The sequence below is a fragment of the Citrobacter sp. Igbk 17 genome (assembly GCF_028069775.1).
In the GTDB taxonomy this organism is placed as follows: Bacteria; Pseudomonadota; Gammaproteobacteria; order Enterobacterales; family Enterobacteriaceae; genus Citrobacter.
In genome coordinates, this window is sequence record NZ_JANEWI010000034.1 from 1 (window position 1) to 13,676 (window position 13,676).

12 protein-coding genes, 2 tRNA genes and 1 pseudogene are annotated in these 13,676 nt (G+C 51.1%); 8 read left to right on the top strand and 7 right to left on the bottom strand.

Going from position 1 to position 13,676, the window contains the following annotated elements; all coding sequences use genetic code 11:
• Window positions 1-43: 43 nt before the first annotated feature.
• Window positions 44-120 (top strand) — tRNA-Asp (locus NNO08_RS17980).
• A gap of 164 nt (window positions 121-284) precedes the next feature.
• Window positions 285-1,088, top strand: coding sequence for a 2,5-didehydrogluconate reductase DkgB (dkgB, locus tag NNO08_RS17985; protein ID WP_271442052.1), 804 nt, complete (start codon window positions 285-287; stop codon window positions 1,086-1,088).
• Between the two features lie 20 nt (window positions 1,089-1,108).
• Here the strand turns inward: dkgB and yafC are convergent, their stop codons facing one another.
• The gene (gene yafC / locus NNO08_RS17990; RefSeq protein WP_271457243.1) at window positions 1,109-2,023 is read right to left on the bottom strand and encodes a DNA-binding transcriptional regulator YafC; all 915 of its coding nucleotides are present in this window, start codon (window positions 2,021-2,023) and stop codon (window positions 1,109-1,111) included.
• A gap of 104 nt (window positions 2,024-2,127) precedes the next feature.
• Here yafC and NNO08_RS17995 point away from each other — a divergent pair, with 104 nt between their 5' ends.
• From NNO08_RS17995 to NNO08_RS18005, 3 genes are all read left to right on the top strand, one after another.
• On the top strand, window positions 2,128-3,303 hold the full coding sequence (locus NNO08_RS17995; protein WP_271457244.1) for an MFS transporter: 1,176 nt from the start codon (window positions 2,128-2,130) through the stop codon (window positions 3,301-3,303).
• A gap of 131 nt (window positions 3,304-3,434) precedes the next feature.
• The gene (locus NNO08_RS18000; protein ID WP_008783770.1) at window positions 3,435-4,235 is read left to right on the top strand and encodes an endonuclease/exonuclease/phosphatase family protein; all 801 of its coding nucleotides are present in this window, start codon (window positions 3,435-3,437) and stop codon (window positions 4,233-4,235) included.
• 76 nt (window positions 4,236-4,311) lie between these two features.
• Window positions 4,312-5,082 (top strand): class I SAM-dependent methyltransferase, encoded by a 771-nt coding sequence (locus NNO08_RS18005; RefSeq protein WP_271450284.1) that lies wholly within the window; start codon window positions 4,312-4,314, stop codon window positions 5,080-5,082.
• A 49-nt stretch (window positions 5,083-5,131) separates the two neighbouring features.
• Here NNO08_RS18005 and mltD read toward each other — a convergent pair whose 3' ends face one another.
• Both mltD and gloB read right to left on the bottom strand, forming a co-directional pair.
• The gene (gene mltD, locus NNO08_RS18010; RefSeq protein WP_271450285.1) at window positions 5,132-6,490 is read right to left on the bottom strand and encodes a murein transglycosylase D; all 1,359 of its coding nucleotides are present in this window, start codon (window positions 6,488-6,490) and stop codon (window positions 5,132-5,134) included.
• A 71-nt stretch (window positions 6,491-6,561) separates the two neighbouring features.
• Entirely contained in the window at window positions 6,562-7,317 is a 756-nt protein-coding gene (gene gloB / locus NNO08_RS18015) for a hydroxyacylglutathione hydrolase (RefSeq protein WP_271457245.1), read from the bottom strand.
• Between the two features lie 33 nt (window positions 7,318-7,350).
• On the opposite strand from gloB, the gene NNO08_RS18020 reads away from it, so the two are divergent.
• Complete coding sequence (locus NNO08_RS18020) at window positions 7,351-8,073, top strand: class I SAM-dependent methyltransferase (RefSeq protein ID WP_271450287.1); 723 nt, start codon at window positions 7,351-7,353, stop codon at window positions 8,071-8,073.
• Here the strand turns inward: NNO08_RS18020 and rnhA are convergent.
• Window positions 8,070-8,648, bottom strand: a pseudogene (gene rnhA / locus NNO08_RS18025) (ribonuclease HI). The gene NNO08_RS18020 and the pseudogene rnhA overlap by 4 nt on opposite strands.
• On the opposite strand from rnhA, the gene dnaQ reads away from it, so the two are divergent.
• Entirely contained in the window at window positions 8,602-9,330 is a 729-nt protein-coding gene (gene dnaQ / locus NNO08_RS18030) for a DNA polymerase III subunit epsilon (protein ID WP_170974423.1), read from the top strand. The pseudogene rnhA and the gene dnaQ sit on opposite strands and share 47 nt — an antisense overlap.
• A gap of 134 nt (window positions 9,331-9,464) precedes the next feature.
• Window positions 9,465-9,541, top strand: a tRNA-Asp gene (locus tag NNO08_RS18035).
• Between the two features lie 99 nt (window positions 9,542-9,640).
• On the opposite strand, the gene NNO08_RS18040 is transcribed toward NNO08_RS18035, so the two are convergent.
• The 3 genes from NNO08_RS18040 to fadE all read right to left on the bottom strand — a co-directional run bounded on the left by NNO08_RS18040 (window position 9,641) and on the right by fadE (window position 13,552).
• Complete coding sequence (locus tag NNO08_RS18040) at window positions 9,641-10,051, bottom strand: Spy/CpxP family protein refolding chaperone (protein ID WP_271442047.1); 411 nt, start codon at window positions 10,049-10,051, stop codon at window positions 9,641-9,643.
• Between the two features lie 179 nt (window positions 10,052-10,230).
• On the bottom strand, window positions 10,231-10,998 hold the full coding sequence (locus NNO08_RS18045) for an amidohydrolase (RefSeq protein WP_271450288.1): 768 nt from the start codon (window positions 10,996-10,998) through the stop codon (window positions 10,231-10,233).
• Window positions 10,999-11,107: 109 nt separating this feature from the next.
• Window positions 11,108-13,552, bottom strand: a complete 2,445-nt coding sequence (fadE, locus tag NNO08_RS18050; RefSeq protein ID WP_137384394.1) for an acyl-CoA dehydrogenase FadE — start codon at window positions 13,550-13,552, stop codon at window positions 11,108-11,110.
• Window positions 13,553-13,676 lie beyond the last annotated feature (124 nt).

Here is a 13,676-nt window from a genome sequence, read left to right on the forward strand (position 1 = left end):
TAAACCGGGATGAATAATCCGGGTGGTGACAAAGAAATTCGGTGGAGCGGTAGTTCAGTTGGTTAGAATACCTGCCTGTCACGCAGGGGGTCGCGGGTTCGAGTCCCGTCCGTTCCGCCACTTATTAAGAGCCCTGAGCATTTGCTCAGGGCTTTTTCTTTGCCTGTAACTTTATTATTGCTAAATTCGCAAAAATCCTCTGCGTTTTTCGCTCTTTTTCTATAAAGAGCAGAAGGTCATAATCCCCTCAGTTAACGAACATTGTGATTAAAAAGAGGAATTCTATGACTATCCCTGCATTTGGTTTAGGTACTTTCCGCCTGAAAGACGACGTGGTTATCGCTTCTGTTAAAACAGCTCTGGAGCTGGGTTACCGCGCAGTCGACACTGCACAAATCTATGATAATGAAGCGGCTGTTGGCCAGGCGATTGCCGAAAGTGGCGTACCGCGTAATGAGTTGTACATCACAACTAAGATCTGGATTGAGAATCTTGGTAAAGACAAGCTGATCCCAAGCCTGAAAGAGAGCCTGAAAAAACTGCGCACAGATTATGTTGATCTGACGCTGATCCACTGGCCATCACCAAATGATGCTGTCTCTGTTGAAGAGTTTATGCAGGCATTGCTCGAAGCCAAAGAGCAAGGGCTGACTCGTGAAATTGGTATCTCTAACTTCACTATCCCATTGATGGAAAAAGCTATTGCTGCTGTGGGTGCAGAGAATATTGCGACTAACCAGATTGAGTTATCTCCGTATCTGCAAAGCCGTAAGGTTGTTGACTGGGCGAAAGAGCACGGTATCCACATCACCTCATACATGACACTGGCCTACGGTAAGGCGCTGAAAGATGAAGTGATTGCTCGCATTGCCGCTAAACATAACGCGACGCCGGCCCAGGTGATTCTGGCATGGGCGATGGGGGAAGGTTACTCTGTGATCCCTTCTTCTACTAAGCGTGAAAACCTGGCAAGCAACCTGCTGGCACTGGAACTGCACCTTGATGCGGAAGACAAAGCGGCAATCGCTGCTCTGGATTGCAACGATCGCCTGGTTAGCCCGGAAGGTCTGGCGCCTGAGTGGGATTAATCGCCTGACCCTCTGTGCCTTTAACCCTCTTTTACAGCTCCTTCGGGAGCTGTTCTTATATATTCACTTAAAAAATCGATAAATGCCCGAATACGGGTACTGACGGCACGATCGCTGTAATACACCGCGCTGAAAGGCATCTCGACTGGCAGCCGTTTATCCGCCATCAATTCGACCAGCTTACCCTGAGCGATCTCTTTATCAATCATATAATCTGAAAGACAAGCAATACCGTTGCCGCTCAGGCAAAGCTGCTTCAGCGTTTCGCCACTGTTCGAAGATAGACCGCAATCAACCTCATGCAATTGTCCGTCACTGCAGGCTATGGGCCAGGTATTGAGCGAAATGGGTTCAGAAAACCCCAGACACAGGTGCTGCTTAAACTCTTCAACAGTCTCTGGTTTACCGAAACGGGCAATATAGTCGGGCGAAGCAATAATCTTACGGTAGCTGGTAAAGAGTGGACGTGCGCGCAGACTTGAGTCAGTTAAGGTACCGGCACGTATCGCAACATCCACTTTTCGTTCAATAAGATTGATAAATGTCTCTGAGGAAACCAGCGACAACGTCATCTCGGGATAGCGCTCACGGAAAGGTTTGATCAGTGGCATCAGGAAATGCAACATCACCGGTGTTGCGGCATCGATACGCAGCAAACCGCGCGGTGTATTACGCGACTCCATGATTTCGGTTTCCGCCGCAGCCATATCCTGCAGTATCTGTTGTACACGCCTGAAGTAGCGTTCACCTTCTTCTGTCAGACTGAGCTGCCGGGTTGTTCGATTGAGCAAACTAACGCCCAGCTTCATCTCCAGCTTCTTTACTGCCCGACTGACCGCGGAATTGGCCTGCCCAAGCTGCTCTGCGGCCCGGCTAAAGCTACCGCTTTCCACGACCGCGACAAAAATTGCCAGTTCTTCGGAGGTTGCTTTCATTTTTGCACCTGAAGCAAAATTATATTGAGATTTTGAATATTTTTGTTATTAAAACATCCCGGCATACTGCCTGTCATCTGATTACTGATGATATGGAGCTATTTATGCCTCTCGCTTTATTTGCACTGACAATAAGTGCCTTCGCTATTGGTACGACTGAATTTGTGATTGTCGGCCTGGTGCCGACCATTGCTGAACAACTGGCGATCTCTTTACCTTCTGCCGGGATGCTGGTTTCAATCTATGCGCTGGGTGTCGCGATCGGAGCGCCAGTATTGACAGCCCTGACCGGACGTCTGCCACGTAAGCAACTGTTGGTGGCGCTGATGGTCCTGTTTACGGCCGGTAACTTGTTGGCATGGCAGGCACCTGGTTATACGACATTAATTGTCGCCCGCCTGCTGACAGGCCTGGCACACGGTGTCTTCTTCTCAATTGGTTCTACGATTGCGACAGGCCTGGTGCCAAAAGAGAAAGCCGCTTCTGCCATCGCTATCATGTTTGGTGGTTTAACGGTTGCACTGGTGACGGGAGTACCGCTGGGTACATTTATCGGACAACATTTTGGCTGGCGTGAGACTTTCCTTGCCGTATCACTGTTGGGTGTGATTGCACTGATTAGCAGCCAACTGCTGATCCCTGCGAATATTCCGGGTCGGGCGGCTGCCAGCATTCGTGATCAGGTAAAAGTGTTAACCCACCCACGCCTGTTGCTTATCTACGCGGTTACGGCGTTGGGGTACGGTGGTGTCTTCACTGCGTTCACCTTCCTGGCACCTATGATGCAGGACCTGGCAGGCTTCTCGCCGGCAGCGGTAAGCTGGATCTTACTGGGCTATGGCGTATCGGTCGCTATCGGTAATATTTGGGGAGGTAAGCTGGCGGATAAACATGGTGCTGTCCCGGCGCTGAAATTTATCTTCGCGGCGCTGTTTGTCCTGCTGATGGTCTTTCAACTGACGGCCTCTACGCAATACGCTGCGTTAGTGACGATTCTGGTGATGGGGATCTTCGCCTTTGGCAATGTTCCAGGTTTGCAGGTTTACGTGGTACAGAAAGCGGAACAATTTACCCCCAATGCGGTGGATGTGGCATCCGGTCTGAACATTGCTGCGTTTAATATTGGTATTGCGCTTGGCTCTGTGATTGGCGGACAAACGGTAGAGCATTATGGTTTAGCACAGACTCCGTGGATTGGTGCGCTGATTGTTCTGGTTGCTTTTTTACTGATGGGTATCAGCGGTCGCCTGGATAAACCGGCGCGGGTAGTATTGGGATAAATCATTGATGTAAGTACCCACTTACAAAACAAACTGCAATTGTTCGTTGAAAGTGAGTGCTAAAGTCCCTATAACAGAAGAACCAGTCCGGCTGCGGACTGGTTGACGTTATAGAGGTTTGAAAGTCTAAAGTGCGAAAAAACACCTATGCCATGCGCTATGTTGCCGGACAGCCCGCTGAGCGGATTTTACCGCCAGGGTCATTTGCGCATATCGGCCAGGCATTACCTGCAGGCGTGCCGTTAAGCAGTGAAGATCGCATTCGCGTGCTGGTATGGAATATTTTTAAACAGCAGCGCGCAGAATGGCAGTCGGTGCTGAAGAATTTTGGCAAAGACGCGCATCTGGTGTTATTGCAGGAAGCACAAACCACGCCTGAACTGGTGCAGTTTGCGACCGCTAACTATCTTGCCGCCGATCAGGTTCCCGCTTTCGTGTTGCCTCAGCATCCTTCTGGCGTCATGACGCTTTCTGCTGCACATCCGGTCTACTGCTGTCCATTGCGCGAGCGTGAGCCAATTTTACGCCTGGCAAAATCGGCTCTGGTCACAGTGTACCCGCTGCCTGACTCGCGTTTATTGATGGTGGTGAATATCCACGCGGTAAACTTCAGCCTCGGCGTCGATGTCTATAGTAAGCAGTTACTTCCCATTGGGGATCAAATCGCCCATCACAGTGGTCCGGTGATTATGGCCGGTGATTTCAATGCCTGGAGCCGCCGACGAATGAATGCGCTGTACCGCTTTGCGCGTGAAATGTCGCTGCGCCAGGTTCGCTTTACCGACGATCAACGCCGGCGTGCGTTTGGTCGCCCACTCGACTTTGTGTTTTATCGTGGTTTGAACGTGAGTGAGGCCTCTGTGCTGGTCACTCGCGCCTCCGACCACAATCCACTACTCGTTGAATTCAGTCCCGGCAAGCCTGAGCAATAAAGGTATGTCAGGTCTGCCGTAGGGCAGGCCTGTGATGGTTGCCCTTCATATTTCACAACAACCGAAGGACAACACAATGACAACACGCTCCCACCATGACAACGTCGAAAAGCAGTTTGGCTCTCAGGCTAACGCCTATTTAACCAGCACCGTACATGCTACTGGTCGTGATTTACAACGACTGGCGGAAAGGCTGTCTGCTTTTCCACAGGCACGGGTACTGGATATGGGATGTGGAGCAGGACACGCCAGCTTTGTGGCTGCGCAAAACGTTCAACAGGTTGTGGCTTATGATTTATCGTCTCAAATGCTTGAGGTGGTCGCAGAGGCTGCAAAAGAGAAGGGCCTGGACAGCATCACCACGCAACAGGGATATGCAGAGAGCCTGCCGTTCGGCGATTGCGCTTTTGATGTAGTGATTAGCCGCTATTCGGCGCATCACTGGCATGATGTCGGACGTGCGCTGCGTGAAGTCAATCGTGTACTGAAACCCGGTGGTGTGGCGATCGTAATGGATGTGATGTCGCCAGGACATCCGGTCCGTGATATCTGGTTGCAAACTGTCGAAGCGTTACGCGACACCTCGCATGTCCGCAATTATTCCAGCGGTGAATGGCTGTCTTTAATCAACGATGCCGGTTTGATTACCAATACCGTGTTGACCGATCGCCTGCCGCTGGAGTTCAGTTCGTGGGTGGCGCGGATGCGTACACCTGCCGCGTTGACAGAAGCGATTCGTTTATATCAGGAGAGCGCATCTGCTGAAGTGAAAGCCTACTTCGCGTTACAGGAGGATGGTTCATTCACCAGTGATACGATAATGGTTGAGGCACATAAAGCGGGATAAATAAAAAAGGCACTGGGGGGAAACCAGTGCCTTCATTTTTACAATGCTATCAGGAGTCAGGCATGCCGTTGTTTTTGACAAACAACGTGAGCTGATCGCCCGGTTGCAGATTGTCCGTATCGCTGTTCCAGCGCATTACATCCTTGATGTTAACCCCGTGGCGTTTGGCAATGCTCGACAGAGAGTCGCCTTTACGCACACGATAGGTGATGCTATCGCTGTTGTTAGCCAGTCGCTGCGCGCTGTTGCCAGCACCTACGGTCAGGCTTTGGCCCACTTTCAGTGATGATCCACGCAGATTATTCCACTGCTGCAGATCCTTCGTGCTCACGCCAAGACGTGCAGCGACGCCAGAAAGCGTATCGCCAGAGCGAACTTTGTAACTACGGCTGTTCAGCGGCGTGTTATCAGCCACCAACGTTGACTGTACGGCTGCAATTTCGCCGGAAGCCAAAGACTCACGCAGCTTCTCTGCATGCTTCTTTGGTACCATCACGTATTGCGGACCGCTGGCACCCAACGTGGAGCCTTTCACACCTGCATTGAAGGTCTTCAGTTTGCTGACGGAAATACCCGCCATATCGGCAACCTGAGCCATCTCAACCGGGCTGTTCAGGCGAACACGTGCCAACGCACGGCTTTCGTCTGTGGTAGGCAGACGCACGCCATAGCGTTTGCTGTTTTTGAGAATATCACTCAATGCCAGCATTTTGGGCACATACTGCTTCGTTTCCTGAGGCAAAGGGAGCGACCAGAAATCGGTGGATTTACCCCGAGATTTGTTCGCTTTGATTGCCTTCATCACGCGACCTTCACCGCTATTATACGCGGCAACGGTCAGCAGCCAGTCGCCATCAAACATCTTGTTCAGACGCTGCATCATGTCCAGCGCGGCAGTGGTGGAAGCCACAATGTCGCGACGTGCATCATAATTGCGGGTCTGTTTTAAACCATAATTGCGCCCCGTGCTCGGAATGATCTGCCAAATACCTGCGGCATTGGCGCCAGACGTTGCGTGAGGATCAAAAGCGCTCTCCACTATGGGTAGTAGTACCAGTTCCATAGGCATGTTACGTTTCTTAACTTGCCCGGCTATCCAGTACATATACGGCTCTGCCCGTAAAGTTACATCGTGGAGATAGCTCTTATTGCGTAAATACTTCTGTTTTTGTTCGCGAATCCGGTTGTTTTCCGGAATTCCCATCTTTAGCTCGTCACCAATGAAAGCCCACAAATCCTGATCAGCAGCGATAGATGTTCCATCGTCCATCCATCGCGCCTGACTTGTAAACTTTCCTGCTTCCCCTTGACCAGCTGCAGAAAGGCTCTGTGCGTGCTGTTGGACGTTACCAGTATTCTGGCACCCAACAAGCAGGACAGAGGCGAGTAATATCGCTTTTGCCTTCATGTGTGTGTCAATAGTTGCTTAAAAGACGACCGATCATAACGGCGAAGTTTTCAAAAGGCAACCCGGAATTGTCAGAACGTATCTTTCTTTGACCTTAACCAGGCAAAACGCTCTTCAGGTTGTTGCAATATTGTTTCTTTGTTTATTTCATTAATTAAATCAATATCTTCCGTTCTTAAAAAAAGATTATTTCGCCGCTCATTTTTCAGAATTACGGGTAGTGTCATTTGTTTTTTTACGCGTAACTCATTAACTTTACGATAATATTCATTTATGCACGAATCGTGCGGCAGAATGCTTAAGGCAAACTTCATGTTTGCTAATGTGTACTCATGAGCGCAGCAGATCAATGTATCATCAGGAAGCGCACTTAATTTATTAAGTGATTGATACATCTGTGAAGCTGTACCTTCAAATAGTCTGCCACAACCGCCTGAAAAGAGTGTATCTCCGCAAAATAGATAAGGTTGGCTAAAGTAACAGATATGTCCTAAAGTGTGACCCGGCGTAGCAATTACCTTAAATTCATGCCCTAAAACGAGTGCAATATCGCCATCTTTGACTATATGGGTCGTTCCCTTATCTTGCGTTTCAGCCGGCCCGTAAACCACTAATTGTGGGAAATGTTGCAAAAGTTCTTTCACACCGCCAACATGATCATGGTGGTGATGGGTCAGGAGAATGGCCTCCGGCACCCAGTGATGTTCTGCAATCGCTTTCAGGACGGGAGCGGCTTCGCCCGGATCAACAATCAGGCAACGGTTTTCATTATTTGTCAGGACCCAGATGTAATTGTCCTGAAATGCGGGAATACTGTTAAGATTCATAAATTACCTCTCAATGCGTAACGGAAGGTTGTGATGAAACCGGCAAGGATCCCTCAAACTGTCGTAGCGCCCGTTAGCTGGGATGATTTACCCTGGGGTGAGCACTATCGTGAGGCGCTGGAACATCAGCTTAACCCGTGGTTCGCAAAAATGTACGGATTTCATCTGCTTAAGATTGGTAATTTAAGCGCAGAAATCAATTCCGAAGCGTGCGCGGTTTCTCATCAGGTAAATGTTTCTTTGCAAGGTTCGCCCATGCAGGTTACGGCCGATCCTTTACACCTTCCTTTTGCCGATAAATCCGTGGATGTCTGTCTGCTGGCTCATACACTACCGTGGTGCGCCGATCCGCATCGTTTATTGCGTGAAGCCGACCGGGTACTGATTGATGATGGCTGGTTAATACTAAGCGGGTTTAACCCGGTTAGCCTGATGGGATTGCGTAAGCTGGTGCCAGTGCTACGTAAAACACCGCCTTACAACAGCCGGATGTTTACCCTGATGCGCCAATTGGATTGGCTCTCTTTGCTGAATTTTGAGGTGCTGCACTATAGCCGGTTCCACGTGCTGCCCTGGGCGAAGCAAGGCGGTAAAATGTTAAGTGCGCATATTCCGGCACTGGGTTGTCTTCAGTTGGTTGTCGCGCGCAAGCGAACCATTCCGCTTACGCTCAATCCGATGAAACAAAGTAAAAGTAAGGCACGCATCCGCCAGGCTGTTGGGGCAACCCGACAATACCGCAAGCCAGACGCTTAAGACTCTGCCTGATACCCAACATCATCCTGGGTGGGACTCATTGCCGCAGCACGTGCAAGTTCATCACAGCGTTCATTTTCCGGATGACCCGCATGCCCTTTAACCCATTCCCATTTGATTTGGTGCGGCCCAAGTGCGGCATCCAGACGTTTCCACAGATCGACGTTCTTCACTGGCTTTTTATCTGCGGTTTTCCAGCCGCGTTTTTTCCAGTTGTGGATCCACTGTGTAATGCCCTGGCGCACGTACTGGCTGTCGGTGCTGAGTACCACTTCACATGGCTCTTTAAGTGCTTCCAGCGCGACGATTGCCGCCATCAACTCCATACGGTTATTGGTGGTGAGGTTGTACCCTTCGGCAAAGGTTTTTTCGCGCCCGCGATAGCGTAAGATAGCCCCATAACCGCCAGGACCTGGGTTTCCCAGGCAAGAACCATCGGTGAAAATTTCTACCTGTTTAAGCATCTCTGGTAGACTTCCTGTTTTAGCAAATCGAAATCAAACGATAAGTCTGACATAAATGACCGCTATGAGCACTGGAATTACACGGCAGATAGTCCTCGATACCGAAACCACCGGTATGAACCAGATTGGTGCCCACTACGAAGGCCATAAGATTATTGAGATCGGCGCGGTTGAAGTGGTTAACCGCCGTTTGACCGGAAATAACTTCCACGTCTACCTGAAGCCGGACCGGCTGGTGGACCCGGAAGCATTTGGCGTACACGGAATCGCCGATGAGTTCTTGCTTGATAAACCCACGTTCGCCGATGTCGCCGATGAGTTTCTTGACTATATCCGTGGCGCGGAGCTGGTCATCCATAACGCATCGTTTGATATCGGCTTTATGGATTACGAGTTCGCGAAACTCAATCGCGATATCCCGAAGACGAACACCTTCTGTAAAGTGACCGACAGTCTGGCGTTGGCGAGGAAAATGTTTCCTGGCAAGCGTAACAGCCTTGACGCGTTATGCTCGCGCTATGAGATAGACAACAGCAAGCGTACTCTGCATGGCGCATTGCTCGATGCCCAGATTCTGGCCGACGTTTATCTGATGATGACCGGCGGGCAGACCACCATGGCATTCTCTATGGAAGGTGACAGCCAGCAGCAGAATGATACGGGGATCCAGCGCATTGTGCGTCAGTCCAGTAAATTACGCGTTGTTTTCGCTACTGATGAAGAGCTGGCAGCCCATGAGTCGCGCCTTGACCTGGTACAGAAGAAGGGCGGAAGTTGCCTCTGGCGGGCCTAGTTCTGGTATTTACAGTACAGAAATGGTCATTCGGGTGATTTTTGCAGCAAACGATTAAAAAACGTGAGAAAAAGCGTTGACGAGGCGCGAGGCAATCCGTAATATTCGCTTCGTTCCCAAGCGGAACACAACGCGGAGTGGTAGTTCAGTTGGTTAGAATACCTGCCTGTCACGCAGGGGGTCGCGGGTTCGAGTCCCGTCCATTCCGCCACTATTCAGAAAGCCTGAATCAGAAATGATTCAGGCTTTCGTCGTTTTAATCCACCCAAAATAAAAGCCTGCAATAATGTTTCATTGCAGGCCGCCGTTGTTACTCGCTCAGCGTCTGGGCGATATCTTTTTGTACCTGTTGGCGCTGCTCTGGGGTGAGCACTTTGCTCAGATCAAAGTAGTATTTCACGCGATAATAACGCGCCTGTTGTTCGATGTTGCTGAACGCGGCAAGCTGTTTCTTAACGGCGGCATCATCCCATTTCCCGGACTTGATGACGTCAATCAGCGCGCCGTCTTTAACATCTTTCACTGAAATCTGGTCAACGTTGTTTTCCAGCTGTTGGTGCAGTTTTTTAATCTGCGCCACCTGGTCGTTGGTCAACTTAAGGTGTTGAACGACCGGATCCTGAGCCGGCGCGGGAACGTTGGATACGTTTGCTGCAAGCGTGCTAAAAGAGGCGCCAGCCAGAGTGGCAGCCAGCAAGGTCATACGTACGAAGTTCTTCATTTAGACATCCTGATAAGGGAATTATTGAAAGTGTAGATCACCCGTTAATGACGCGTGATTATCCCTTGCAGAATACGTTGCCCGATGCATGTCGCCACGCGAATTTGTTTTGCGGTTGGTTACGGAGTGAAACAATCCCGCCGTGGATACCAGGTCCGTGGCGGGAGGGAAGGCGATCTCTACAGGGTGAAAGCGTCAGCATCCTGCCAGGCAGGAAATTTCTCGCGGTACTCGCGTAGCGCCGAAAGCGACAGCTCAGTATCAATTCGCGTTGCCTGATGCGGCTCGGCGGTGGCAATGACTTCACCCTGTGGGTTGATGACCCGGCTGTCACCGCGATAATGATGGCCGTTACCATCGGTTCCCACACGGTTACATCCTGCTACATACGCCTGATTTTCAATTGCCCGTGCGGTGAGCAGAACCTGCCAGTGCAGCGAGCGCGGTGCGGGCCAGTTGGCAACATACAAGGCGAGGTCGTAGTCATTACGGTTACGTGACCACACCGGAAAACGCAGGTCATAACAGACCAGCGGCAGAATACGCCAACCACGCCATTCAAAGATGATGCGTTCTTCACCGGCCTGATAATGCTGATGTTCGTCTGCCATGCGGAACAGATGGCGTTTGTCATAGAGATGCACGGTGCCTTCGGGTTCAACCAGCAAAAAACGATTCACGGGGCCCCGTTCAGACTGTATCGCCGCGCTACCTGCTATCAGGGCATTCGTCTGCTGCGCTTTGCTACGCATCCAGCTTACAACTTCCTCTTGCGGCAACGATTTGTTTGCCGCTTCCATCGCAAATCCACTGGTAAACATCTCAGGCAACACAATAACGTCACGCCCGGTGACGGTTTCCAGTTGTCTGTCGAAATGGCGCAGGTTGGCTGGGCCATCCATCCAGATCAGTGGTTGTTGCAGCAGAGTAATTTTTAAACCTGGCACGGTCGAGGCTCCTCGTTGAACAGCATTTTGACACTGTAGCATGAGCATTAACGAAAATGTGGCAATAAAAAGCCCCGCATTTAGCGGGGCTGAACGTTGTGCGTTAGCGTTATGCTGCTTCGACCTTACGCACTTTCTCTGGCAACTTTACCGGCTGAGTCGCCAGCGCCTCGGGTTCAAAATCATCAACATTGATACTGCGCAGACGGCTTGCTTCGGCTTTCACCAGAATCGCCGCTTCGTCTTTATCAATCAGTCCTTTGGCCAACGCGTTATGTGCCAGCTCGTCCAGGCGGGTAAACGGTAGATTTTTACCCAACTCTTTGCAGATCCGCTGGTGGATTGGGTCGGCTGCAATGACATCCAGCAACGCCTCTTCCAGTAAGCCAACCGGGTTGTGTTCGCTTGGCGTCAGGTACTGACCGCGGCCAAGACGAGAACGGGTGGCGCTTGGAACCTGCAGAATCTTCGCGACTTTATGATCCAGCTTGTCAGACGGTGCATGGTAGTGGCGACCGGTAGGGAAGATGACCACATTCAGCAACCCGGCAACCAGGCGGTTCGGGAAGTTTTTCAGCAAGTCGTCCATCGCCTGTTCAGCTTTGTACAACGCATCCTGTACGCCCCAGTGAACCAGCGGCAGGTCGGCTTCATTTCGGCCTTCATCGTCATAACGCTTCAGCACAGCGGAGGCCAGATACAGCTGACTTAACACATCACCCAGTCGAGCAGAGATACGTTCACGACGCTTCAGGCTACCACCCAATACGGCCATGGACACATCTGAAAGTAATGCCAGGTTGGCACTCAAACGGTTCAGGTGCTGGTAGTAACGCTTGGTGGCATCACCGGTTGGCGTGCTGCTGGTTAACCCGCGAGTCAAACCAAGCCAGAAGCTGCGCACTTTATTACTGCCTACGTGACCAATATGTTTAAACAGCAGTTTGTCGAACGCATTCACGTCGTTATTCTGCGCCGCAGCCATCTCTTCAAGTACATATGGATGGCAGCGAATTGCGCCCTGACCGAAGATCATCATGCTACGCGTCAGGATGTTGGCGCCTTCGACGGTAATGGCGATCGGTGCACCCTGATAAGCACGGGCCAGGAAGTTACTTTCGCCAAGCATGATGCCTTTGCCGCCAGTAATATCCATTGCATCGATGATTGACTGCTGTCCACGGTGAGTACAGTGATATTTCACGATAGCCGACAGCACCGCTGGTTTCTCACCCAGCATAATGCCGTAGGTTATCAGCGACGCTGCGGCATCCATCACATAGGCGTTACCGGCGATACGTGCCAACGGTTCTTCAATACCTTCCATCTTGCCGATAGAGATTTTGAACTGGCGACGGATATGCGCATATGCGCCAGTCGCCATGGCGACGGATTTAACGCCGCCCGTCGAGTTAGACGGCAGGGTAATGCCGCGTCCTACTGACAGACATTCCACCAGCATACGCCAGCCCTGGCCGGCCATTTTCGGGCCACCAATAATGTAATCAATCGGAACGAAGACATCTTTACCCAGCGTAGGTCCGTTCTGGAACGGCACGTTCAGCGGGAAGTGACGACGGCCAATTTGTACGCCCGGTGTTGAGGTTGGGATCAGCGCACAGGTAATGCCGAGATCTTCTTCACCACCCAGCAGTTTTTCCGGGTCAGAGAGTTTAAACGCCAGACCCAGAACGGTAGCAATAGGAGCCAGCGTGATATAGCGTTTGTTCCAGGTCAGGCGCATACCCAGCACCTGCTGGCCCTGCCAGTCGCCCATACAAACCACGCCGGTATCAGGGATCGCACCGGCATCGGAGCCGGCTTCCGGGCTGGTCAGTGCAAAGCACGGGATTTCCTGACCACGTGCCAGACGCGGCAGATAGTGGTTTTTCTGTTCTTCGGTGCCGTAATGCTGCAGCAGTTCACCAGGGCCTAATGAGTTAGGTACGCCGACGGTGATCGCCAGGATCCCAGAAACACCGGAGAGCTTTTGCAGTACTCGAGCCTGAGCATACGCAGAGAATTCCAGTCCGCCGTACTCTTTCTTAATGATCATCGCGAAGAAGCGGTGTTCTTTCAGATACGCCCACAGTTCCGGCGGCAGATCCGCGAGTTCATGGGTTATCTGGAAGTCGTTCGCCATGCGGCACGCTTCTTCCACCGGGCCGTCAATAAACGCTTGTTCTTCAGCAGTCAGATGCGGCTGCGGATAGTTATGCAGTTTTTTCCAGTCAGGTTTGCCCTGGAACAGGTCACCTTCCCACCAGGTTGTACCGGCATCGATCGCTTCTTTTTCAGTACGCGACATTGGCGGCATGACTTTACGGAAACCGCGGAACACGGGAGCGGAAATCATGGATTTACGCATCGGGGTAAAGTTAAACGGTACGAGAATAATGGCCAGAGGAACCAGCAGCCAGACTGACCACAGGCCAGCCACGCCGAGCGCAGCCGTCCAGGCGAGCAAAATTAAGCTGCTGAGGAATAAGCTCACGCGGTGATAAAACAGAACGCTGAGCAGAACAACCGTAGCGATAATACTCAAAATCATCATAACGAAAAGCTCCCTTGCTTGTAGGAGGTCTGACCACTTGTGATGATATGGTTGTAGTGTATGTAAATTCTTTTAGCAATGTGTTTACAAAATAATTACAACAAAGCTCACATTGTTGTTGTTT

What these genes read in the sequence shown, in the direction of transcription:
- NNO08_RS18040 (WP_271442047.1), bottom strand. Translation starts at nt 10,051, where the DNA reads ATGAAGAACTTCGTACGTATGACCTTGCTGGCTGCCACTCTGGCTGGC.
- dkgB (WP_271442052.1), top strand. Translation starts at nt 285, where the DNA reads ATGACTATCCCTGCATTTGGTTTAGGTACTTTCCGCCTGAAAGACGAC.
- fadE (WP_137384394.1), bottom strand. Translation starts at nt 13,552, where the DNA reads ATGATGATTTTGAGTATTATCGCTACGGTTGTTCTGCTCAGCGTTCTG.
- NNO08_RS18005 (WP_271450284.1), top strand. Translation starts at nt 4,312, where the DNA reads ATGACAACACGCTCCCACCATGACAACGTCGAAAAGCAGTTTGGCTCT.
- yafC (WP_271457243.1), bottom strand. Translation starts at nt 2,023, where the DNA reads ATGAAAGCAACCTCCGAAGAACTGGCAATTTTTGTCGCGGTCGTGGAA.
- mltD (WP_271450285.1), bottom strand. Translation starts at nt 6,490, where the DNA reads ATGAAGGCAAAAGCGATATTACTCGCCTCTGTCCTGCTTGTTGGGTGC.
- NNO08_RS18020 (WP_271450287.1), top strand. Translation starts at nt 7,351, where the DNA reads ATGAAACCGGCAAGGATCCCTCAAACTGTCGTAGCGCCCGTTAGCTGG.
- NNO08_RS17995 (WP_271457244.1), top strand. Translation starts at nt 2,128, where the DNA reads ATGCCTCTCGCTTTATTTGCACTGACAATAAGTGCCTTCGCTATTGGT.
- gloB (WP_271457245.1), bottom strand. Translation starts at nt 7,317, where the DNA reads ATGAATCTTAACAGTATTCCCGCATTTCAGGACAATTACATCTGGGTC.
- dnaQ (WP_170974423.1), top strand. Translation starts at nt 8,602, where the DNA reads ATGAGCACTGGAATTACACGGCAGATAGTCCTCGATACCGAAACCACC.